Genomic DNA, 21,733 nt, shown 5'->3' on the forward strand with positions numbered 1-21,733 from the left:
ATCCCCTTGTTCAATGAACAACGGTATGGCGGCATGCTTTTTTACGGCGCTCCTTCCATGTGCAAACCTCTCCTTGGCATCCGGTCGCCTTTCCTGCATCCATGGAGCTTTTCCCGCAGGAAGCGCTGCCTCGATCCGACCGCCTTTCCTGCGCCTGCGGAACTCTTTCCCCACGGGGGGCGCCCCACTCCATCGGCTACAGCATCCCTTTCGTCGACGGGACGCCTTTGACGCGCGGGTCGATCATCGTCGCTTCATCGAGCGCCCGCCCGAGCGCTTTAAACACCGCTTCGATCATATGGTGCGTATTGCGCCCGTAATGGACGATGACATGCAAGTTCATGCGCGCCTCCAGCGCCAGCTTCCATAAAAACTCATGGACGAGCTCGACATCGAACGCGCCGACTTTCGCTGCCGGAAACTCGCCGCGAAACTCGAAATGCGGGCGGTTGCTCAAGTCAATGACCACTTGCGCCAAGGCGTCATCCATCGGCACAAACGCGTTGCCGTACCGCTTGATTCCTTTTTTGTCGCCAAGCGCTTCCTTGACCGCCTGCCCGAGGCAAATGCCGATGTCTTCCGTCGTATGGTGGTCGTCAATATGCGTGTCGCCTTTCGCGTCAATGCGCAAATCGAACTGGCCGTGCTTGGCGAACAAATCGAGCATATGGGTTAAAAACGGCACGCCCGTTTCCAGTTCGGCTTTTCCTTCGCCGTCAATCGCCAAACGCAGCTCAATGCTCGTCTCGTTCGTCGTTCTTGCGATCGTTGCTTCCCTTGCCATCATTCATTCCCCTTTCTCGAGCCGCACCTCAATGGCGCGCGCGTGCGCCTCCAGCCCCTCGAGGCGGGCAAAGGCGGCGATTTTTTCTCCATGTTGTTTCAATGCGGCTTCGCTGTAAACGATCACGCTTGATTTTTTCACAAACTCATCAACGCTCAAGCCGCTTGAAAACCTTGCCGTACCGTTCGTCGGCAGCACGTGGTTCGGCCCGGCGAAATAGTCGCCGACCGGCTCGGAGCTGAAGCGGCCGAAAAACATCGCTCCCGCATGGCGGAGCCGGCCGAGCAGCGCGAGCGGTTCCGCCGTCATCACTTCCAAATGCTCCGGCGCCAGTTCGTTCACAACATCGACCGCTTCCTCAAGCGTCTCGGTGACGTAAATGGCGCCGTAGTTCTCAAGCGCCGCTTGGGCAATGTCGCGGCGCGGCAGCGTTTCAAGCTGCCGTTCGACTTCGCTCGCCACCGCCAGCGCCAATTTCATCGACGGCGTCACCAAAATGGCCGACGCCCGCACGTCATGCTCGGCTTGCGACAACAAATCGGCCGCAATCTCATCCGGTCGGGCCGTTTCATCCGCCAGCACAACAATTTCGCTCGGCCCTGCGATCATGTCGATCGCCACATGCCCGAACACTTCCCGCTTCGCCAATGCCACATAAATATTGCCCGGCCCGAAAATTTTGTCAACCGGCCGGATCGTTTCCGTCCCGTAAGCAAGCGCGGCGATCGCCTGCGCGCCGCCGACTTTGTAAATTTCCGTCACGCCGAGTTCATAGGCGGCGGCCAGCACCCCAGCCGGGAGCGTGCCGTCTTTGTTTGGCGGCGAGGTGATGACAATCCGTTTCACCCCCGCCACTTGTGCGGGAATAACGTTCATCAGCACAGACGACGGATAAGCGGCCGTCCCGCCTGGCACGTACAACCCGACCGCATCGAGCGGCGTCACCTTTTGTCCGAGAATGGTGCCGTCTTCTTTCGTCATCCACCATGATTCGCGCTTTTGCCGCTCATGGTAGTCGCGAATGTTCGCCGCCGCTTGGCGAATGATCTCCAGCATCTCCGCGTCCATCGCCGCATGCGCGCGCTTCATTTCCTCTTCCGTCACCTTGAGCGAATCCAAGCTTACGCCGTCAAACCGTTCTGTATATTCTTTGAGCACCGCATCGCCGCGGGCGCGCACGTTGGCGATGATATCAAGCACCGCGCGCCGCTGCTCCTCCGTTCCGCTTTCAATCGTGCGCCGCAGCGAAACGCCGCCTCGGATCCGTTCGATTTTCATCGTTCGCTCCCCTTTCTGTGACGTCCATCGGTTTTCGTCCATTGGCAATCTGTATAGATACAATTTGAAGCTTTACCATTTGCAGCTTTTACCGAGTATTTGATCGACTGTCGGACGACCGAACAACACCGCTTAAAGACCCATATATGGGTCTGTGAAGCAGGCGGTTGTTCGATCCTCCGTCACGCCTTGGCGTGACGGAGGCAAGCCTGTGGCTTGCCTCCGACAGTCGAAAATGGACAAACCGCTTTTCCGTCAAGGATATGTTAAACTTCTTCGTTGCATCTATATGCTATTTTCCAACGGCGTTGTCAACGCCGCTCCGCCATTCCCGAATCTCCACCAACCCATTCTTCGGAAACCGCCCATTTCCGCTCTGTCACACCTTTTTTCCTACGGCTGGGGAATGACCGCCGCCAATCGGTCGACCAACCGTTCAATGTCCCCGCCGTTTAGCCGGTAGCTCGCCGGGTTGACAATCAGGCGCGACGTCACCTCGGCGATCCGTTCAAGCTCGACAAGCCCGTTTTCTCTGAGCGTCCGCCCCGTGGAAACGATGTCCACGATCCGGTCGGCAAGGCCGATCAGCGGGGCGAGTTCAATGGATCCGTTCAGGCGGATGATTTCGACTTGCTCGCCTTGCTCGCGAAAATACGTTGACGCGATGTTCGGGTATTTCGTCGCCACCCTTGGTGCGATCTCGTTCATCTTGGCGCCGGGCAGCCCGGCGACCGCCAAATGGCAGCGGCTGATTTGCAAATCGAGCAGTTCGTACACATCCCGTTCTTCTTCCATCAGCACGTCCTTGCCGGCAATGCCCAAATCCGCGACCCCATGCTCGACATAGGTGACGACATCCATCGGTTTCGCCAAAATAAAGCGCATGTTTTCCTCTGGCACATCAATGACGAGCTTGCGCGACTCGGTAAATTCCGGCGGCAGCGCATAATCCGCTCGCCGCAGCAACTCGACCGCCTCTTCAAAAATGCGCCCTTTTGGCATGGCAATCGTCAGCATCATTCTTCCTCCTTGCTCCTCATCATGTCAAATGCGGCGCTGGTCCTCGATTACACCGCATGCTCTCCACCGCCATGGGCAGCCTCTCCCGTCCGTTCTTCGCATCCGCTCTGTCCCGCCAATCGCTGCCGTTTTCAACAGCGTCGATGACCAACCGGCGGCCCCTTCTCTGTTATGTTCACTGCCCATCGCGCCCGCTGCGGCCAAGCAAATACACGATCGACCGGTAGCGCTGGCTGTAGGCGTCAATATCACGAATGCCGGCAATGTGCTGCAAGACGACGCGCTTGCCTTCCGCCCGTTTCGCTTCGGCCAATTCCACCGCTTCCGCCAGCCGCTCTTGGCTGAACACGATGCACTCGATGTCATCGCGCACATCCGTTTCCCCAATCGCCTCAATCAACCGATCGACGCGCAACCCAAACCCCGTCGCCGGCGCCGGGCGCGAGAACTTCGCCAATAAATCATCATACCGCCCGCCGTTGCCGATCGGGAATCCAACCTGCTCGGCGTACACTTCAAACAAAATGCCAGTGTAATAGCTCATATGGCTGACAAGCGCCATATCGAGCTTCACCGCCTCGGCCACTCCGTACGTCCGAAGCGCCGCCATGAGCGCCGCCAGCTCATCGGCCGACCGCCGCCCCTCCTCGCTTGTGACGAGCGTTTTCGCCTGTTCGATCACGTCCGTTCCGCCACGCAAGGAAAGAAGATCCAACAGCCGCTTTTGATCGATCGACGAAAGCGGCCACGACTTCACATGTTCGCGGTAGCCGACGTAATTTTTCTCATATAAAAAACGGCGCAATACACTCGCCCGCTCCTCATTCCCTAAAATCTCCAAAAACAGTGCGTTCACATACCCAATATGGCCGACCGCCACCGAAAAGCGGCCCAACCCCACGCGCTTCAACAACGCGACCATTAAGCTGATGACCTCGGCGTCGGCCGTCACCGTGCCGTCGCCAATCAACTCCACACCGATCTGCTCAAACTCCGCCGGCCGCCCGCCTTCGCGCTGCTGGGCGCGGAACACATTGGCGTTGTACGCCAACCGGAGCGGATTGCCGTCTTCATAAAGCCTTGACGCCGCCACCCGGGCGATCGGCGCCGTCATATCCGGCCGAAGCACGAGCGTATGCCCTTGCTGGTCGAGAAGCTTAAACAGCCGATGATCGGCAATCGCCGACGCCGCCCCGACCGTTTCATAATACTCAAGCGTCGGCGTTTCAATAAACTCGTACCCCCAGCGCTCAATTTCCTCCGCCATCACCGAGCGCACTTGTTTTTTCAACTCATATAAAAACGGCAGCGTATCGCGCATGCCTAACGGTTTTTCAAACATAAACAGCTTTTTTGCCATGTCCCCACGCCCTTTATCAAAATGCTTTAGTTTGCTAATATGGTAGAGAAGTGAAGTTATTAGTAGTTTACTCCTTTGCGGCCACAGCGTCAAGGGGGGAATGCTTTACAAATAACAAAACGGACAAGATCGCTTCAAAAACAAGAAGCGCTTCGTTCCACACGGCATAGGCAGTGATCTGCACTCTAATGAAAATAGCGGCGATCCATCTTGCCAAAATCCCCAATTCTCCTTTTTTGTTTCTTTCCTTTTTTCCTATTCCAAAATGGAAAACCGCCCCCGTTCAATCGGAAGGCGGTTCATTCCGGCGGACGATGCGCATCGGGCAGCCGGCGACCATCGCCCCGGACGGGACGTCTTGATGGACGACGGTGCCCGCGGTGACGACGGCGCGGTCGCCGATCACCACGCCGGGCAAAATGGTCGAGTTCGCGCCGATCATCACCTCATCGCCGATCACGACATCGCCGAGGCGGTATTCGTCCACTAAATATTCGTCGGCGAGAATCGGCTTGAGAAAATCAAAGAGCACAAAAAAATACCACATCTACAAGTGCAAGAACAACGATTGCCCGTTTTACTAAGCCAATCTTCGCCGGATGACCAAGAAGGAGCGCTGACGTTTCAAGCAAGATTCTCAAGCCTTCGAGTTGCAGTGTCGATTCCGGGAGTTCCTGTTTGACTTTCTCCCTTTGGTTCCATCATCACTCATCAAACTGAAGGTCGATTTGTCCCGGATGGCCGTTTCACCGCACATTCTGGGGGCTCGTATTGACGTACCACGTCAACTTCGTGATGTTCTCCCGCATGACGGAGGCAGCCATGAAGGACATCCACGGCGGGCGTGTCGATCTCACATCAGACGGTGCTCAATGATGAATATTATAAAATATTCGATGTTTTAGTGTTATAATTGTTGGTAAGTGAAAATATTAGAAAAAATTTCTAGATGGCATAGGACTTAAGCACACTTTAAAAATCATGATGGCCGAATCCGACATAGACAGCATGACTGCGATCGCCAAGCATTTGAACATTAAAGAGACAACATTTCGTTCATCTATTATAATGGAAAGGGAGGAGAAGCCTTGTTAAAAAAGTTGCATGAGAATAAAGATTTGGTAAGAGAAATGAATAGACAGCTAATGGAACTGCAAAAAATCATTGAGAATATGGACGAAAAGCGGGGAAGAATATTTATTGAGTGGCTTGAAACACAAAACAAATATCTCGTCTGGGAAGAAACATTTGCCCCATCTTACCTAAGAGCTTATAAGCGGTCAGAAATCGTTTTAGCGCATTTTGGCTTTAATGTTGGCGCTGAATTCGGCGGCATGCACTATGCTGTTGTCATTCGCGATAGTTCAAAAAACAATCCCGTCGTCAACGTCGTTCCTTTATCTTCATTAGACGAAAACGAAACAGAACAGGATGTACATAAAGACTCGGTCTTTTTAGGTACGATTGAGGGACTGAACGAAAAAAAGGCAGTGGCCATTCCAAACCAAATGCGCCCTATAAGCAAAATTCGCATTTTCAAACCCAAAAAAGCAAAAGACGGCGTTTTCAAATTAACAAGCGAACAAATGGACTTGATTGACGAAAAAATCCGTAGGATGTACACTAAACTTAGAAAAGATCCAGAAAACCGTTCTTGACACTTCTGTCAAAATGCTTTATTATTTTCTTTGCATGAGATTCGGAAAACAAGCATACGATAAATAATGCCCTTTGAGTTCCTTGAACTCAAGTGCGGCCAAAAATATTTTTCAACTGACCGCCGCATGCGCGGTCCAAAAGGAAAAGCCGCCCCATTTACGGGGCGGCTTTTTACGTGTTTCGCTGACTTTGCATCTTGTGAACTCTCTCTTATACACCTTCACCGAAAGTTGTTATTCCCATTCTCACCTAAACAGGTTAGACGTCAACTACCCCCACTTCGCTAACGCTTGAAGTGGGGGCTTGCAACTCCCCAGAAGTGCGAGCGGACTTCGTCCTCCTTCCTTGACTTGGGGTTGCATCAGGGGCAGGTTGACAGCTGCCCAACGACGCAGGTCATGCCTGTGTCGTTCCTTCAACGATGTACTCTATTCCTTTTCGTTGAAGGTTCATGGCACCAATGCGGTCATCGTTTGAGGTATATCCGCATGTTCGGCAACAAAAGGTGTGTGTACGCTTGTTTCGATTGGCTTTTTCCGTATGCCCGCACTTTGGACATGTCAAAGAGGTGTAATGCGGAGCAACCACCATCACTTTTGACCCATGCAAACGCGCCTTATACTCTAACATTTGACGGAACTGATAGAAAGCCCACGATACGGTTTCATATCGGTCATGGATCCATACACGTTCTGTTTTTTCACGAATGCCTGTTAAAAAGAGATGTGTGGTATAAAAAAGGAAAAATGATGTTTTGATTTTCTCTATCATAATCGTCTTTCTTTGTCAAGTACACTTTGTGGTGAAGAGCCAACAATTTTTAGTTCTGCCACCTAAAGTTTCATATTTTCATCATTGATCCTATATAAATCCAACTGGAAGTTTAACTTATAGGGGGCAAAAAAACAGACTCTCTGTTTTTTCGTTTCTTTCATTTTTTCCTATTCCAAAATGGAAAACCGCCCCCGTTCAATCGGAAGGCGGTTCATTCCGGCGGACAATGCGCATCGGGCAGCCGGCGACCATCGCCCCGGGCGGGACGTCTTGATGGACGACGGTGCCCGCGGCGACGACGGCGCGGTCGCCGATCACCACGCCGGGCAAAATGGTCGAGTTCGCGCCGATCATCACCTCATCGCCGATCACGACATCGCCGAGGCGGTATTCGTCAACCAAATATTCGTGGGCGAGAATCGTCGTGTTGTAGCCGATGACGCAGTTGCGGCCGATGTGAATTTTTTCTGGGAAGAGAATGTCCGGCATGACCATAAAGGCGAGCGCGGTTTGCTCGCCGATCTTCATGCCGAGAAACGTGCGGTACAGCCAGTTTTTCAGCGGCAAAAACGGCGTGTAGCGCCCGATTTGAATGATGATGACGTTTTTCAGCACTTTCCAAAACGATACGGTGCGATACAACTGCCAGAGCGAGTTCGCCCCTTGGACAGGGTGTTTCGTCGTTCGTCTCACCGGGAGGACGGCTCCTCCTTTCATTCGTTGATGCCGACAATGGCCAACAAGTCTCTCATTTTTTCCAGCATATAGTCCGGTTCATATTGTTCCAAATACTCGCGCCCTTTAATCGCCCAGGCGACGCCGGCTGTTTTCACTCCGGCGTTTTGGCCGGCCAAAATGTCGTGGTAGTTGTCCCCGACCATGAGCGCTTCGTCCGGCGTTGACTGCAACATGCCAAGCGCTTTGTGAATCGGCTCGGGATCGGGCTTTGGCCGCGTGACGTCATCGAGGCCGATGACGCACGAGAAAAACGGCGCCAGCCGCGTTTTTCTTAACCCCATCAGGGCGGTGTCGTGCATTTTCGTCGTCACAACGCCGAGGCGAAAGCCATGGCGGTGGAGCGTTTCGATTGTTTCATACACGGTGTCAAACTCGCGGATCAGTTCGTCATGGTGGGCGTGGTTGAACGTGCGATACGTCTTCACCATCTCCTCGACCCGTTCCGGATCGAGGGAGCTGAACGTCTCATACAGCGACGGGCCGATGAACGGCAGGACGTCCTCGCGCCCGTAGCGGCCCGGGTAGTACTTCTCCAGCGTATGCAAAAACGACTGGATGATGAGCTCATTCGTATCAATCAATGTGCCGTCAAGATCAAACAAAATCGTGCGAATCGTCATGAAGCGGCTTCCTTTCTCATGGGATGTTCAAAACGGCGCCAAACGAATGCCACCGCCATGGTCAACAGCACCGCCGTCACCAAGCGGATGAAAAGCAGCGGCCAAACAGAGATGCCAAGCGGAACGAAAATGAGCGTATCTTCGACGACTGCATGGCATGACACGAGAAAAATGAACGCCAGCGTTAAATCGCGCTTCGAGACGCCGTCTTCTTTCGCCGCCTGAATCATGACGCCCGCTCCGTACGCCAGACCGAACACAAAGCCGGCCGCGAGCGTGAGCGATGTGTTCGGGCTCATGCCCAGCATCTTGGTCGCCGGCGCCATCCAGCGCGAAACCGTCTCGATCCAGTGGCGTTCTTTTAAAATTTGAATGACCGTCATGAGCGGGATGACGATCGCGACGAGCTGGACGATGCCGGTCGCCGCTTTTTTCAGCGCCGCCAAGATGATCTCTCCCCAACCGGACGGCGGGGCGGCTTCATGCGCGACAAACCCGTATCGGGCGATCTCCTGCCCCCCATCCCATAGATGGGCGATCAACAAACCGGAGACAACGGCCAAGCCAATGCGCACGGCGAGCATGAGCCAAACGCTCATACCCGTCCGCGAAGCGACGGAAGACTCGACGATCAAGTTATGAGAAAAGGAAAGCATGACAGCGAGAATGAGCACTTCTTTCACTGTAAACTCGATCGTCAGCATCGCCCCGATCGCGGCGTACAGCCCGAGCAAATTGCCGAGCACAAGCGGCACAGCCGCATCGCCGGATAAGCCAAACCATTTCATGAACGGCGTGACAAAGTCAATGAGCCACGAAAACAGCGGCGTCGGCTGCAACAGCGCTAAAATGAGCGTCACTGGAAAAATGATTTTGCCGAGCGCCCACGCGGTCTTCAGCCCGGCGAGCACGCCGCGCTGCAACATTCCTGTCATGTTCTCCTCTCTCCTTTGCTTGCCTTCATGCCGCGGTGCGATGAAACCTCAATTCTCTGGATGCCGCGCACAAGCATCTTTTTAATTCGCCCCAGGCCAACCTAAAAAAGAGGGAATGCGGCTCCCAACACGGTTGTTCCCATTAAGAAGCGCGGCGGCGAAGCAGCTTCATTCATCGTGGTTTCCCGCAAACCGAACAAGTCCGCAGCGTTTCGCCGCCTCTAACGGCTATTCATCCCGATAGCGCGCGTCCGCCCAGCCTTTCGCCCGGCGCGCGATCCAAAGCGCTACGGACAAAACAATGAGCGTCACAGACATTACTTGCGCCGCACGCAGGCTGCCGGCCAGCATCAAGCTGTCGGTGCGCATCCCTTCAATCCAAAAGCGGCCGACGGAATACCAAATCAAATACGACAAAAACAGCTCGCCGCGCCGCAAATTGACGCGCCGAAGCCAAAGCAAAAGACAAAAACCGGCCAAATTCCAAAGCGATTCATACAAAAACGTCGGATGCCAATAGCGGCCGCCAATGTACATTTGGTTGATGATCCAATCCGGCAAATGCAAATTTTCAAGAAACTGGCGCGACACAGGGCCGCCGTGCGCCTCTTGGTTCATAAAATTGCCCCAGCGCCCGATCGCCTGGCCTAAAATGATGCTTGGTGCGGCAATATCAGCGAGCTTCCAAAACGACAGCCCACGCACGCGGGCAAACACGACGCCCGTCGCCACCGCGCCAATCAAACCGCCGTGAATGGCGAGGCCGCCTTGCCAAACTTTTGGAATCTCTGACAAATGCTTTGAATAATAGTGCCATTCAAACAGCACGTAGTACGCCCGTGCGCACACAATGGCGATCGGCACGGCGAACAGCACCAAATCGACAAACGTCTCTTTCGGCAAGCCGCGCCGCACCGCTTCGCGCGTCGCAAGCCACAAGCCGATCAAAACGCCCGTGCCGATAATGACGCCGTACCAATAAATCGTAATCGGGCCAAGGTGCAAAAACACGCGGTCAAGCGGCTGAATCGTCGATTCCATCGTTTACCACCTCCTATGCTTCATGCCCAAACGAGATCCATTCCTTTGACGCAAGAAACGCCGCCGATCAGTCGTAATCGTGCGCGCCGTCTTCGATGGCGTCGCTCAAGCGCGCCGAAAACTCCTCGGCCGCATTGACCCCCATCCGTTTCAGCCGGAAGTTCATCGCCGCCACTTCGACGATGACCGCCAAGTTGCGGCCCGGACGAACCGGAATCGTCAGTTTCGGCAATTCGGTATCCAAAATTTTCACTTTCTCTTCTTCCAACCCGAGCCGATCGTACTGCTTCTCCGGATCCCAAAGCTCCAAGTCGACGACGAGCGAAATGCGCTTATGCGTCCGCACCGCCCCTGCGCCGAACAGCGTCATCATATTAATAATGCCGAGGCCGCGAATTTCAAGCAGATGCTCGATCAGCTCCGGCGCGCTGCCGACGAGCGTATCTTCATCTTCTTGGCGGATTTCCACACAGTCGTCGGCGACCAACCGATGGCCGCGTTTGACGAGCTCGAGCGCCGTTTCGCTTTTGCCGACGCCGCTTTTGCCCGTGATCAACACCCCGACGCCGTACACATCGACAAGCACCCCGTGCACCGCGGTGGTGGGGGCGAGCTTGCTTTCCAAATAGTTTGTCAATCGGCTTGACAGGCGGGTCGTTTTCATCGTCGAGCGCATGACCGGCACCGACTGGCGCTCCGACGCTTCGATCAGCTCCGGCGGCACCTCAAGTCCACGCGAGACGATGATCCCTGGCGTAATGTCGGTGCAAAGCCGTTCCATCCGCGACTTTTTTTCTTCCGGCGTCAACGTTTCATAAAACGACAGCTCCGTCCGTCCGAGCAACTGCAGACGCTCCGCCGGGTAATAGGCGAAATAGCCGGCCATTTCAATCCCCGGCCGCGATAAATCGCTTGTCGTAATCGGGCGGTAAATGCCCTCCGCGCCGCTGACGAGCTCGAGCTGGAACTGTTCAATGATGTCTTTCGTCCGCACTTTTGGCATACGTCGCCTTTCTCCCCTTTCTTCATCTTTTTCCATTGTAACACGTTTCGTTCCGCCATTGAATGGAAAACATCGGGGAAAACAAAACAGGGACGGCTCCCCCCGTCCCGATCAAGCCAAACACATCAAACCGAAACGATCTTCACCGCATCGTTTCTCCCATTGCAACCCCTTGCCGCATTCGCCATCTTTTCACACGATCACGGAAAACCATGGCGCCACCGGCCTTCCAATGGATCACGCCCCCGTTACGACCGGTTGCGCAGCGGCTCGATAATCGCTTTTTGCACAAGCAAATGGAAAAACGACAAGACGATCGACGCAAGCAGCGCGGTGCCAAAGCCGCCGATTTGGAACGCATCCCCCATCAGCGCGGCGGTCATCATGAGCGTGATGGCGTTAATGACAAACAAAAACAAACCGAGCGTCAACACCGTCACCGGCAGCGTCAACAAGATGAGCACAGGGCGGACGACGGCGTTGAGCACCGCCAAAATGACGCTCGCCAAAAACGCCGCGCCGATGCCGCTGAAATGAATATCATCAAAATAGCCGTCAATCGCCATGAGCAGCACCGTATTGATCAACACACCGATCAGCCAATTAAGCATCCCATCACCATCTTTATTCGAGTCTCGCGCCCGCCGGCCAATGCCTTTTTACAGGCTTCATGCGGCGCTGTTCGCTGCTCGCGCGGCATCGCTGGCAAACGGACGCTTTCTCTTATTTTAACACTTGAATCCCTTTTACGACATTCCAAACGATGACAACGAGGTTCACCGCTCCAGCAACAAGGAATCCAAGCCAGACGAGCCCGCCGCCAAAAAGAAACGATTCCCCACTCCAATGGCCAAACAACACCGGCGACGCGGCCAACGCAATGAACAAGAGGATCGTAACGGCCGGAATCAAATGCGACACGAGCGACCGCTTCGCATGGCGTTTGACTTCAAGATCTTCGACAACAAAATAGACGACAATCGGCAAAATGAACGGCGCAAAAAAGACGCTGAAATAACAAAGCGCGGATAACACTTTGTTCGTCGACAATCGGCAATCCCCTTTCCAAGTTTCCTTTACCTGTATATACGACGGCCGCTAGGAAAAGTTTCCTGCCGACGGCAAAAAAAGGCGGCGGCCGCCGGTGTCCCAAGCGGCGGACAAAGCCGCAAAGGCCTTTACGCCTTCACCGCTTCATATTGCGCCTGCATGCGCGCCCGGTCGCGCTCGAGAATCGGTTTTAAGTAGCGGCCGGTGTGCGACTCCTCCACCTCGGCCACCTCTTCCGGCGTGCCGACAGCGACGATTTGTCCGCCGCGGTCGCCGCCTTCCGGACCTAAGTCAATGATATAGTCCGCGGTTTTGATGACGTCCAAGTTATGTTCAATGACAAGCACGGTATCGCCGTTGTCGACGAGCCGGTGGAGCACATCAAGCAGCCGGGCGATGTCATCGACATGAAGCCCGGTCGTCGGCTCGTCCAAAATGTAGAGCGTCCGGTCGTTGGAGCGGCGGTGAAGCTCAGCGGCGAGCTTGACACGCTGCGCCTCGCCGCCCGAGAGCGTCGTCGCCGGCTGGCCGAGCTTCATATAACCGAGCCCGACGTCATAGAGCGTCTCGAGCTTGCGTTTGATTTTCGGGATCGAGGCGAAAAAGTCGAGCGCATCTTCGACCGTCATGTCGAGCACCTCGGCGATGTTTTTTCCTTTATACGTCACCTCGAGCGTCTCGCGGTTGTACCGTTTGCCGTGGCACACTTCGCACGGGACGTACACGTCCGGCAAAAAGTGCATCTCAATTTTGATGATGCCATCGCCATGGCACGCCTCGCAGCGCCCGCCTTTGACATTGAAGCTGAACCGCCCTTTTTTGTAGCCGCGCACTTTCGCTTCGTTCGTCGAGGCAAACACGTCGCGGATGTCGTCAAACACCCCGGTGTACGTCGCCGGGTTCGAGCGTGGCGTGCGGCCGATCGGCGACTGGTCGATGTCAATGACTTTATCGAGATGCTCCAGCCCGCGGATGCCGCGATGTTCGCCCGGTTTCGCCTTCGCCCGGTGCAGCTTTTGCGCCAGCGCCTTATACAACACTTCGTTCACGAGCGTGCTTTTGCCCGAGCCCGACACCCCGGTGACAGCGACAAACGTGCCGAGCGGGATTTTCACCGATACGTTTTTCAAGTTATGCTCGCGCGCGCCGACGACCTCAAGCCAACGTCCGTCCGGACGGCGACGCTCGGCCGGAATCGGGATGAATTTTTTCCCCGATAAATACTGGCCGGTGAGCGAGTTCGGGTCGTTCATCACTTCTTCCGGCGTGCCGGCGGCGACGACCTCGCCGCCGTGGATGCCCGCCCCCGGACCAATGTCAATCAAATAGTCCGCGGCCAGCATGGTATCCTCGTCGTGCTCCACCACAATGAGCGTATTGCCGAGGTCGCGCATGCTTTTCAACGTCGCGATCAGCCGGTCGTTGTCGCGCTGATGAAGCCCGATCGACGGCTCGTCGAGCACATACAGCACCCCCGTCAGCCGCGAGCCGATTTGCGTCGCCAAGCGGATGCGCTGCGCCTCGCCGCCGGAGAGCGTTCCTGCCGAGCGGCTGAGCGTCAAATAGTCGAGGCCGACGTTTTGCAAAAAACCGAGCCGGTCGCGAATTTCACGCAAAATAAGGCGGGCGATTTGCGCCTCTTTTTCGGCCAGCTCGAGCCCGTCAAAAAAGGCGAGCGCCTCGGTCACCGACATGGCGGTGACCTCGCCGATATGCTTGCCGCCGACAAGGACGGCCAGGCTTTCTTTTTTCAGCCGGTAGCCTTGGCATGTCGGACATGGTTGTTCCGCCATATACTTTTCCATCTGCTCACGGATGTAGTCCGAGCTCGTCTCGCGATAGCGGCGTTCGACGTTCGGAATGACGCCTTCAAATGCGATGTATTGTTCGCGCACTTGCCCGAAATCATTCGTATAGCGGAAATAAATCGGCTCTCCGCCGCTGCCGTACAAAATTTTATCGAGCTGCTCTTTCGGCAAATCCTTCACCGGCACGTCCATCGGGATGCCGTAATGGCGGCACACGGCTTCGAGCAGCTGCGGGTAATATTGCGAGCTTTGCGGCTCCCACGGAGCGATGGCGTGTTCTTTTAACGTCAGCTCATCGTTCGGGATGACCAAATCGAGATCCACTTCGAGCTTCGCCCCGAGCCCGTCGCAGTCCGGGCAGGCGCCGAATGGACTGTTGAACGAAAACAGACGCGGTTCAAGCTCCCCGATCGAAAAGCCGCAGTACGGACAAGCGTGCTTTTCGCTGAACAAGAGCTCCCCCTCGCCGATCACGTCAACGACAACTTTGCCGTCGGCGAGCTTCAGCGCCGTCTCAAGCGAATCGGCAAGCCTTGATGCGATGCCGTCTTTGATGATGATGCGGTCGACGACGACATCAATCGAATGTTTTTTGTTTTTTTCAAGCTCAATGTCCTCCGTCAACTCGCGCATCTCGCCGTCAATGCGGACGCGCACATACCCTTGTTTGCGAATATCCTCCAATGTCTTGGCGTGCGTCCCTTTTTTTCCCGAGACGATCGGCGCCAAAATTTGCATTTTCGTCCGCTCCGGGTAAGCGAGCAGCCGGTCGACCATTTGCTCGATCGTCTGCGATTGGATTTCAATGCCGTGCGTCGGGCAAATGGGGCGGCCGATGCGGGCGAATAGAAGCCGCAAGTAGTCGTAAATTTCCGTCACCGTGCCGACGGTTGAGCGCGGGTTGCGGCTCGTCGTTTTTTGATCGATCGAAATGGCCGGCGACAAGCCTTCAATCGCATCGACGTCCGGTTTTTCCATCTGCCCTAAAAACTGGCGGGCATACGCCGACAGCGATTCGACGTAGCGCCGCTGGCCTTCCGCGTAAATCGTATCAAACGCCAGCGACGACTTCCCCGACCCGGACAGCCCGGTCAAGACGACGAGCTTGCCGCGCGGGATTTCGACGTCAATGTTTTTCAAGTTGTGGGCGCGCGCCCCTTTGACGATAATTTTATCCATTCCGTTCACCCGGCCATCACCCTTCCGCTTTCAATTCGAAAATGATATCGCGCAGCTGGGCGGCCCGCTCGAAGTCGAGCGCTTTGGCCGCCTCTTTCATTTCCGCTTCGAGCTTTCGAATCAGCTCTTCCCGCTCTTGTTTCGTCATCGCTGCCGCCGGCTTTGCCTCGTACATCTCCGTCTCTTCCGCCGCATACGTCGCGCGGATGACGTCGCGAATCTCCTTTTTCACCGTGCGCGGCACGATGCCGTGCTTTCGGTTGTACTCTTCTTGAATCGCGCGGCGCCGCTTCGTCTCTTGAATGGCGATTTCCATCGATTTCGTCACTGTATCGGCGTACATGATCACATGGCCGTTCGCGTTGCGCGCCGCCCGGCCGATCGTCTGGATGAGCGAGCGCTCCGAGCGCAAAAACCCTTCTTTGTCGGCGTCCAAAATGGCGACAAGCGACACTTCTGGGATGTCGAGCCCTTCGCGAAGCAAGTTGATGCCGACCAGTACATCGTATTTGCCGAGCCGCAAATCGCGGATGATTTCAATGCGCTCGAGCGTCTTAATTTCCGAATGCAAATACGCCACCTTGATCCCCGCTTCTTTCAAATAATCGGTCAAATCCTCCGCCATCTTTTTCGTCAGCGTCGTCACCAACGTCCGCTCGTTCCGCTCGACGCGCTCATGAATTTCGCCGATCAAATCGTCGATTTGCCCTTTCGTCGGGCGGACGTCGATCGTTGGGTCGAGAAGCCCGGTCGGGCGGATGATTTGTTCGACAACGCCCGGGCTGTGTTCAAGCTCGTACGGCCCTGGCGTCGCCGAGACGTAAATAATTTGATTGATTTTTTGCTCGAACTCTTCAAACGTGAGCGGCCGGTTGTCAAGCGCCGACGGCAGGCGGAAGCCGTGGTCGACGAGCACTTGCTTGCGCGCCCGGTCGCCGTTGTACATGCCGCGCAACTGCGGCAAGGTGACGTGCGACTCATCAACGATGATCAAAAAATCGTCCGGAAAATAGTCAAGCAAGGTGTACGGCGTCGAGCCCGGCGGCCGCAGCGCCAAATGGCGCGAGTAGTTTTCGATGCCGGAACAAAAGCCCATCTCGCGCATCATTTCAAGATCATAGCGCGTCCGCTGCTCGAGCCGCTGCGCCTCCAAAAGCTTCCCTTGCGCACGCAGTTCGGCGAGCCGCTCCTCGAGCTCTTGTTCGATGTTTTGAATGGCGAGCCGCATTTTCTCCTCGCGCGTCACGAAGTGCGACGCCGGAAAAATGGCGACGTGCTCCCGCTCGCCGAGCACCTCGCCGGTCAAGGCGTCCACCTCGCGGATGCGGTCGATTTCATCGCCGAAAAATTCGACGCGAATGCAATGTTCATCGCGCGACGCGGGGAAAATTTCGACGACATCGCCGCGGACGCGGAACGTGCCGCGGCGAAAATCGATGTCATTGCGGTCGTATTGGATGTCAACGAGCCGCCGCAGCAACGCGTTGCGCTCGATTTCCATCCCGACGCGCAATGAAACGACGAGCTCCCGGTATTCTTCCGGCGACCCTAAACCGTAAATGCACGACACGCTCGCAACGATAATCACGTCCCGGCGCTCAAACAAGGCTGATGTCGCCGAGTGCCGCAATTTGTCGATTTCATCGTTGATTTTCGCGTCTTTTTCAATGTACGTATCCGTCTGCGGCACATACGCTTCCGGCTGATAGTAATCGTAATAGCTGACAAAATATTCGACGGCGTTGTGCGGGAAAAACTCTTTCAGCTCGCTGTACAATTGACCGGCGAGCGTTTTGTTGTGGGCGATGACAAGCGTCGGTTTGTTGACTTGGGCGATCACGTTCGAGATCGTAAACGTTTTGCCCGTCCCCGTCGCCCCAAGCAGCGTTTGATGTTTCACACCCCGCTGCAAGCCGTCCACAAGCTTGGCGATCGCCTGCGGCTGATCGCCTTGCGGTTCGTATGGCGACACTAATTGAAAACGGCCCTCCACCGTTTCGCCTCCTCCTTCGTACCATCTTTCCCCATTGTATCACATCGTGATGATCCATGCATCAAAAATGCGAACTCATATTCGCACCATTCTGCACAGCATTTTCCATTCCCCTAACGCGAAAAAGCGGACCCATTCATGCCCAAGGTCCGCGTCTTCGCTCCGTTCCGTTTCGACAATCCGAGGTTCAGCCGACGATGCCTTTTTCCAAAAACAGACGGTTGAACCGACAACGCCGCTTCATTTTTGCTTCAGATGGTCGAGCATGCGGCCGGCCCAAAGAAAGCCGGCGATCGTCGATGCAATGTCAGCGACGATTTCATGCAGCTCATCCGTATAGCCTTTCAAGTAGGAAGCGACAAGCAGCGCCGTCGTCAACAGCACAGCAATGTACCGATTGTACGTCACCCGCGCAAACAACAGCACCAATAGGCACGGAATGATGAGTGCCGCCAAAAACCACATGATCCATTCTCCTTTACGAAACAGCTTCAGACGCTGATGCGTTCCGATCACGGACGAACAGCAGCCCGAGTTCATGATGCTCATCCTCATAGAGCGCCCCTTGGACGAAACGGACTTCGCCGTTATGTCCGACGACATCCAACTTGCAGAACGCGCGGTTGCGTTGGAGCGCCTCGTAAAACTCGGTTTCGGTCCGCACCGGGGCGCCGTTTGTTTTGATGATGACTTCTCCGATCGAAAGCCCCATTTTTTCCGCTTTCGAGCCAGGAAGCACGCCGACAATCACTAAGCCGTGCGGATGGCGGGCAAAGCGGGGCGGACGGGCGCGGTCGGCGCGATGCCCGGAAAACGCGATCCATTCGCGGCCGATGATGGCCATAGCCCCCGCCGCCACCGCCAGCGGTGGATACCATATACCGGAAGCAGCCAATAGGGCGACAACGAACGCCAGCCGAACAACAAGCCGCCCCTCCGCGCGCGCCGCTTCCGCCGGCAGCATGTGCTGGCGGCGCTGGGAAAAGCCGAGAAGAAACGGCACGAGCCAAAATGAATAGCCGTCTCCCGGCGAAACGAGCGGCCACCAGGAAGCCGGAGGCAGCGCGCCGCCTGATACGGGCAGCACAACCGGCACAAACCAAAGACGCTGCGTCCATTGCAAGCCGACCGTCATCCCCCGCTTGCTTTTCGCAAGCTGCGGCGAGGCCGCCTCGTTTCGCGTGCGAATGATGAGCCATCCTTCCGAAAACAAAAGCAACGCAAGCCACACCGCCAAAGCCGGCGCCGCCGTCATGCCATCGGGAAGCCAGCGGGACAACGCGCCGCTTCGCTCCGCCAAACCGAACACGAGAAGCGCGCCGCCTGCCGTATACGCCGCTGACAACAACCGCGCTTCCATCGCCAAGCTAAAGAGCACCGTCAGCACCGTCACCGTCCAAACCGCTTCCTGCGGCACCGCGATCCCGATGCCGACGGCCGCCGCCGACAACACCAGCCCAACCGTCCATCCTTTTGTCCAAAGCCCGCGCCATTCGTTCCATAGGTTGTAGACGCGCACATGAAAATCGCGGCGCTCCCGCTTCACCCGCCGCCAACCGACGGCCAAAGCGAGCGCGGCGCCATAATAAAGAAGCGGCTGCCGCCAAACCGACGCGACGCCCTCAAGCCATTCCAGCCACCATGTTGCCATCCGCTTCACCCCTTGCGTCGTTCATCATTCTTTATCTTCTATTCTACCAAATGGCATGACCAATTCCCATGCCCACAGCCATCTTTTTTCGCCAATGGCGAATCTTCGCTGTTTTCCACTTTCTTTGCCGAATCAACACTAGTTTTGTCGGCTGGGAAGGATTTTCAAAGATGCAGAGGAAAAAGGATAAACAAGACGAAACAAGGAGGAGTGAAACGATGGAATTGAAAACGTCCGACGTCGCTGCTCGCCTTGGTGTATCGCCGAAAACGATCCAGCGCTGGGTGCGCAAATACGACATTCCGTTGCGGAGAAACGAGGCCGGCCACTACTTGTTTGATGAAAAAACGGTCGCCTTGCTCGAACGTGTCAAATTTGAACAAGGCGCCGCCATGGAAGCACCGCCAGAAGCAACACCCGAAGCACCGCCGGCCTCTAGCCGTTCTTCCACAACGCCGCCAAACGTTCCCATTCACGCTCTGTTCCAAGAATATATCGAACCGGAAATGGACCGCGTCTCCTCGCGTTTGGATGAACTCGAGCAACAATTGGAACAAAAAGCGGATGATGTTGTCTCCATTCAACTGTTGCATCACCGTCAAGAAATGGAGGAAATCGCCGCCCGCCTCGCCGTGCTGGAGCAAACGGTCGCCCGTCTTGAACAGCAGTTGAACACCCGGCCCCCATCCCCGCATGAACCGCCGAAAGAAGCGAAACGAAAACGGCGCGGCTTTAGGCGCGTGATGGGGCTGTTTGCCTGACGGGTTTCATGCAGGTTGGACCGAAAAGATCGTCGCCCTTTCAAGAAAAGATGATCGATCATTTTGTGAAGGTGTTTCACGCGTATATGATGGTGGTCATAAACGGTGCACCATTGGGCGTTGGAACACTTTCTTTTTTTATGGCTGTTCACCCTAAAGTTGTCCTGGACGGTTTCCAATTATGTCTTACTCACGCGCATAAAGAAAAATCAGTCCATCCATGTTTGAGCTATATAGCGGATCCAAAAACGCCTTGCTTGTCAAGTACGTGTTGTGGTGATAAGCCTTTTTGTTTTTCTTCTTCACTACTTCTTTACGATTTTTTTATTCTCTTTTAATCGCAGCGGTTTATAATGGATCATGTTGTGCAATCTTCCCGTATGGGAAAGGAGGGCGCGCGAGATGGAACAAAGAGAACGAAAAGCGGTCGCCATCGCGTTCATCGTATTGGCTCTCTACCTTTCTCCGCTGTACATGTTAGGCGAACACGCCCATATTCGCGTGCACGACAATATGGATTCGAACATCGCTTGGTATCGCGTGCTCGTTCGCAGCGGCCAACTGTTCGGCCCAATCGATGCCGTCATTCCGCAAGTGATCAACGGCTTGCCGCGCAACGCCTTCGGCACCGAATTCAGCGGCATCGTGTGGCTGCACGCTTTGTTTCCCTCCATGGTGGCGTACGCGCTCAGCCAGACGATCACGAGGGTATTCGCCTTTTTGGGTATGTATTGGCTGCTTAAGCGCCATTTTTTGCCTGACCGTGAATCATGGCTCATTCGCGTCGGGGTGGCGCTTGCTTTTGCGTTGACGCCGTTTTGGCCGTCCGGCATGTTAAGCACGCTTGGCATGCCGCTGGCGCTTTGGGCGTTCCTGTCAATCCGCAACGGAGAAGCGACATGGAAGGAATGGCTTGTCATTGTCTTGCTTCCGTTTTACTCCAGCTTTGTGCTTGGGTTTTTCTTTTTCTTAGCTGCGATGGCGGCGCTTTGGCTGTTTGACGGCGTTGTCCGCAAGCAGTGGAACAAGCGGTTTTTCGCCGCGATCGCCCTGATGACAAGCTTGTTTTTGGCCATCGAGTACCGCCTCGTGTACTCGCTTGTCTTCAGCGGCGAACCGACGAGCCGGAACGAGTTCCTCTCCTCGCGGCTCAGCTTCGTCCACTGCCTTCGGTTGACGTTGAAAAACTATGTGCTCGGCCATACGCATGTGATGACCGTCCATGGGCCGATCATCTTGCCGGTGCTTTGGGCGGCGTTTTTTCTCGTTTTGCGCCGCCGTCAGCGCGGGCCATTGGAGCGGCGCTTCCTTTTGCTGTTTTGGTTGAACATCGCCTTATCGGCTTGGTATGCGTTTTGGTTTTACAAAGGGTGGCAGCCGCTGAAAGAACGGATTTCCCTTTTGAATACGTTCAATTTCGCCCGCTTCCATTTTTTGCGGCCGATGGTCATTTACGTCGATTTTGCCTTGGCCTTGCAAATCTTAGCCAAGGAACGGACCGCATGGCGGCGCCTCGTGCCGATCGCCTTGGCGCTACAGCTGCTTTTGCTTGGCGGGTTTAACGAGGAAATCCGCTATCGCCTCGCTGGCACGCCGTCGTTCGAGCAGTTTTATTCCGAACATTTATTTACCAAAATCAAGCAATACATCGGCAAGCCGGTATCGTCCTACCGCGTCGCCAGCGTTGGGCTTCACCCGGCCATCGCTCAATACAACGGGTTTTATACGCTCGATACGTACAACAATTTTTACCCGTTATCGTATAAGCGGAAGTTTCGCCGCATCATTGCCAAAGAATTGGACAAAAGCCCAGTGCTGAAAGACTATTTCGACCATTGGGGCAACCGCGTCTATTTGTTTTCGGCAGAGCTCGGGAAACATTACATGTTCACGAAACGCTCGCATAAAGTCATTCGTCATTTCGAGATCGACACAAAGGCGTTCAAACAGCTTGGCGGCAAGTACATTTTTTCCTCCGTCCCGATCGAAAACGCCCGCGACATCCATCTCCGCTTCTTGCGGGCGTTCACCGATCGACAGTCAGTCTGGAAAATTTATGTATACGAAGTGGAGTGAAAG

General features: G+C 55.2%; 19 protein-coding genes and 3 pseudogenes. 4 read left to right on the forward strand and 18 right to left on the reverse strand.

Translation table 11 applies throughout. From position 1 onward, the window contains the following. Window positions 1-196: 196 nt before the first annotated feature. The 6 genes and pseudogenes from hisB to GZ1_RS18875 all read right to left on the reverse strand — a co-directional run. Window positions 197-784 (reverse strand): imidazoleglycerol-phosphate dehydratase HisB, encoded by a 588-nt coding sequence (hisB, locus tag GZ1_RS07750; protein WP_033006014.1) that lies wholly within the window; start codon window positions 782-784, stop codon window positions 197-199. A gap of 3 nt (window positions 785-787) precedes the next feature. Next, window positions 788-2,062, reverse strand: coding sequence for a histidinol dehydrogenase (hisD, locus tag GZ1_RS07755; RefSeq protein ID WP_033006003.1), 1,275 nt, complete (start codon window positions 2,060-2,062; stop codon window positions 788-790). A gap of 393 nt (window positions 2,063-2,455) precedes the next feature. Further along, window positions 2,456-3,079, reverse strand: a complete 624-nt coding sequence (hisG, locus tag GZ1_RS07760) for an ATP phosphoribosyltransferase (RefSeq protein WP_013146384.1) — start codon at window positions 3,077-3,079, stop codon at window positions 2,456-2,458. A 178-nt stretch (window positions 3,080-3,257) separates the two neighbouring features. Continuing rightward, on the reverse strand, window positions 3,258-4,442 hold the full coding sequence (locus GZ1_RS07765; protein ID WP_013146385.1) for an ATP phosphoribosyltransferase regulatory subunit: 1,185 nt from the start codon (window positions 4,440-4,442) through the stop codon (window positions 3,258-3,260). A 67-nt stretch (window positions 4,443-4,509) separates the two neighbouring features. Continuing rightward, window positions 4,510-4,659, reverse strand: coding sequence for a hypothetical protein (locus GZ1_RS18870; protein ID WP_020755656.1), 150 nt, complete (start codon window positions 4,657-4,659; stop codon window positions 4,510-4,512). 66 nt (window positions 4,660-4,725) lie between these two features. After that, window positions 4,726-4,950: pseudogene (locus GZ1_RS18875) on the reverse strand (acyltransferase); the annotation flags it as partial. Between the two features lie 4 nt (window positions 4,951-4,954). Here GZ1_RS18875 and GZ1_RS19855 point away from each other — a divergent pair. After that, a pseudogene (locus tag GZ1_RS19855) lies at window positions 4,955-5,316 on the forward strand (DDE-type integrase/transposase/recombinase); the annotation flags it as partial. A 214-nt stretch (window positions 5,317-5,530) separates the two neighbouring features. Further along, window positions 5,531-6,100 carry a type II toxin-antitoxin system PemK/MazF family toxin gene (locus tag GZ1_RS07775; protein WP_015375798.1) on the forward strand — a complete coding sequence of 190 codons (570 nt, stop codon included), beginning with the start codon at window positions 5,531-5,533 and terminating at the stop codon, window positions 6,098-6,100. Window positions 6,101-6,497: 397 nt separating this feature from the next. Here GZ1_RS07775 and GZ1_RS18190 read toward each other — a convergent pair. From GZ1_RS18190 to GZ1_RS07830, 12 genes and pseudogenes are all read right to left on the reverse strand, one after another. Beyond that, window positions 6,498-6,818, reverse strand: a pseudogene (locus GZ1_RS18190) (zinc ribbon domain-containing protein); the annotation flags it as partial. A 252-nt stretch (window positions 6,819-7,070) separates the two neighbouring features. Next, the gene (locus GZ1_RS07780; protein WP_033004897.1) at window positions 7,071-7,568 is read right to left on the reverse strand and encodes an acyltransferase; all 498 of its coding nucleotides are present in this window, start codon (window positions 7,566-7,568) and stop codon (window positions 7,071-7,073) included. A gap of 20 nt (window positions 7,569-7,588) precedes the next feature. Beyond that, window positions 7,589-8,233 carry a pyrophosphatase PpaX gene (gene ppaX, locus GZ1_RS07785; RefSeq protein WP_020754151.1) on the reverse strand — a complete coding sequence of 215 codons (645 nt, stop codon included), beginning with the start codon at window positions 8,231-8,233 and terminating at the stop codon, window positions 7,589-7,591. After that, window positions 8,230-9,168, reverse strand: a complete 939-nt coding sequence (locus GZ1_RS07790; protein ID WP_060788260.1) for a nucleoside recognition domain-containing protein — start codon at window positions 9,166-9,168, stop codon at window positions 8,230-8,232. Before GZ1_RS07790 ends, ppaX begins: the two co-directional genes overlap by 4 nt. 228 nt (window positions 9,169-9,396) lie before the next feature. Further along, window positions 9,397-10,209 carry a prolipoprotein diacylglyceryl transferase gene (gene lgt / locus GZ1_RS07795; protein ID WP_020754153.1) on the reverse strand — a complete coding sequence of 271 codons (813 nt, stop codon included), beginning with the start codon at window positions 10,207-10,209 and terminating at the stop codon, window positions 9,397-9,399. Between the two features lie 67 nt (window positions 10,210-10,276). Next, window positions 10,277-11,212, reverse strand: a complete 936-nt coding sequence (hprK, locus tag GZ1_RS07800; protein WP_033004901.1) for an HPr(Ser) kinase/phosphatase — start codon at window positions 11,210-11,212, stop codon at window positions 10,277-10,279. A 248-nt stretch (window positions 11,213-11,460) separates the two neighbouring features. After that, window positions 11,461-11,823, reverse strand: a complete 363-nt coding sequence (locus GZ1_RS07805; RefSeq protein WP_015375803.1) for a phage holin family protein — start codon at window positions 11,821-11,823, stop codon at window positions 11,461-11,463. A 112-nt stretch (window positions 11,824-11,935) separates the two neighbouring features. After that, a complete protein-coding gene (locus GZ1_RS07810; protein ID WP_015375804.1) occupies window positions 11,936-12,262 on the reverse strand; it encodes a magnetosome magnetite crystal formation protein family in 327 nt (108 codons plus the stop codon). Window positions 12,263-12,390: 128 nt separating this feature from the next. Continuing rightward, window positions 12,391-15,249, reverse strand: coding sequence for an excinuclease ABC subunit UvrA (gene uvrA, locus GZ1_RS07815; protein WP_060788270.1), 2,859 nt, complete (start codon window positions 15,247-15,249; stop codon window positions 12,391-12,393). A 16-nt stretch (window positions 15,250-15,265) separates the two neighbouring features. Next, complete coding sequence (uvrB, locus tag GZ1_RS07820; RefSeq protein WP_020754158.1) at window positions 15,266-17,242, reverse strand: excinuclease ABC subunit UvrB; 1,977 nt, start codon at window positions 17,240-17,242, stop codon at window positions 15,266-15,268. Window positions 17,243-17,482: 240 nt separating this feature from the next. Next, entirely contained in the window at window positions 17,483-17,707 is a 225-nt protein-coding gene (locus GZ1_RS07825; RefSeq protein WP_013146398.1) for a CsbA family protein, read from the reverse strand. A 13-nt stretch (window positions 17,708-17,720) separates the two neighbouring features. Next, on the reverse strand, window positions 17,721-18,893 hold the full coding sequence (locus tag GZ1_RS07830) for a PDZ domain-containing protein (protein WP_060788261.1): 1,173 nt from the start codon (window positions 18,891-18,893) through the stop codon (window positions 17,721-17,723). Between the two features lie 218 nt (window positions 18,894-19,111). Between GZ1_RS07830 and GZ1_RS07835 the strand changes: the two genes are divergently transcribed. Together GZ1_RS07835 and GZ1_RS07840 are read left to right on the forward strand one after the other, a co-directional pair. Next, complete coding sequence (locus GZ1_RS07835) at window positions 19,112-19,654, forward strand: MerR family transcriptional regulator (protein WP_015375808.1); 543 nt, start codon at window positions 19,112-19,114, stop codon at window positions 19,652-19,654. A gap of 402 nt (window positions 19,655-20,056) precedes the next feature. Then, window positions 20,057-21,730 (forward strand): DUF6044 family protein, encoded by a 1,674-nt coding sequence (locus GZ1_RS07840; protein ID WP_060788262.1) that lies wholly within the window; start codon window positions 20,057-20,059, stop codon window positions 21,728-21,730. The last annotated feature ends 3 nt before the right edge of the window (window positions 21,731-21,733 follow it).

It is taken from the genome of Geobacillus zalihae NBRC 101842 (genome assembly GCF_001544135.1).
In the GTDB taxonomy this organism is placed as follows: Bacteria; Bacillota; Bacilli; order Bacillales; family Anoxybacillaceae; genus Geobacillus; species Geobacillus zalihae.

Excerpts from the sequence above, each read along its gene's own strand:
- GZ1_RS07840 (WP_060788262.1), top strand. The coding sequence starts at position 20,057 with ATGGAACAAAGAGAACGAAAAGCGGTCGCCATCGCGTTCATCGTATTG.
- GZ1_RS07825 (WP_013146398.1), bottom strand. The coding sequence starts at position 17,707 with ATGTGGTTTTTGGCGGCACTCATCATTCCGTGCCTATTGGTGCTGTTG.
- GZ1_RS07830 (WP_060788261.1), bottom strand. The coding sequence starts at position 18,893 with ATGGCAACATGGTGGCTGGAATGGCTTGAGGGCGTCGCGTCGGTTTGG.
- hprK (WP_033004901.1), bottom strand. The coding sequence starts at position 11,212 with ATGCCAAAAGTGCGGACGAAAGACATCATTGAACAGTTCCAGCTCGAG.
- hisD (WP_033006003.1), bottom strand. The coding sequence starts at position 2,062 with ATGAAAATCGAACGGATCCGAGGCGGCGTTTCGCTGCGGCGCACGATT.
- ppaX (WP_020754151.1), bottom strand. The coding sequence starts at position 8,233 with ATGACGATTCGCACGATTTTGTTTGATCTTGACGGCACATTGATTGAT.
- hisB (WP_033006014.1), bottom strand. The coding sequence starts at position 784 with ATGGCAAGGGAAGCAACGATCGCAAGAACGACGAACGAGACGAGCATT.
- lgt (WP_020754153.1), bottom strand. The coding sequence starts at position 10,209 with ATGGAATCGACGATTCAGCCGCTTGACCGCGTGTTTTTGCACCTTGGC.
- hisG (WP_013146384.1), bottom strand. The coding sequence starts at position 3,079 with ATGCTGACGATTGCCATGCCAAAAGGGCGCATTTTTGAAGAGGCGGTC.
- GZ1_RS07805 (WP_015375803.1), bottom strand. The coding sequence starts at position 11,823 with ATGCTTAATTGGCTGATCGGTGTGTTGATCAATACGGTGCTGCTCATG.
- GZ1_RS07765 (WP_013146385.1), bottom strand. The coding sequence starts at position 4,442 with ATGGCAAAAAAGCTGTTTATGTTTGAAAAACCGTTAGGCATGCGCGAT.
- GZ1_RS07835 (WP_015375808.1), top strand. The coding sequence starts at position 19,112 with ATGGAATTGAAAACGTCCGACGTCGCTGCTCGCCTTGGTGTATCGCCG.
- uvrA (WP_060788270.1), bottom strand. The coding sequence starts at position 15,249 with ATGGATAAAATTATCGTCAAAGGGGCGCGCGCCCACAACTTGAAAAAC.
- GZ1_RS07790 (WP_060788260.1), bottom strand. The coding sequence starts at position 9,168 with ATGACAGGAATGTTGCAGCGCGGCGTGCTCGCCGGGCTGAAGACCGCG.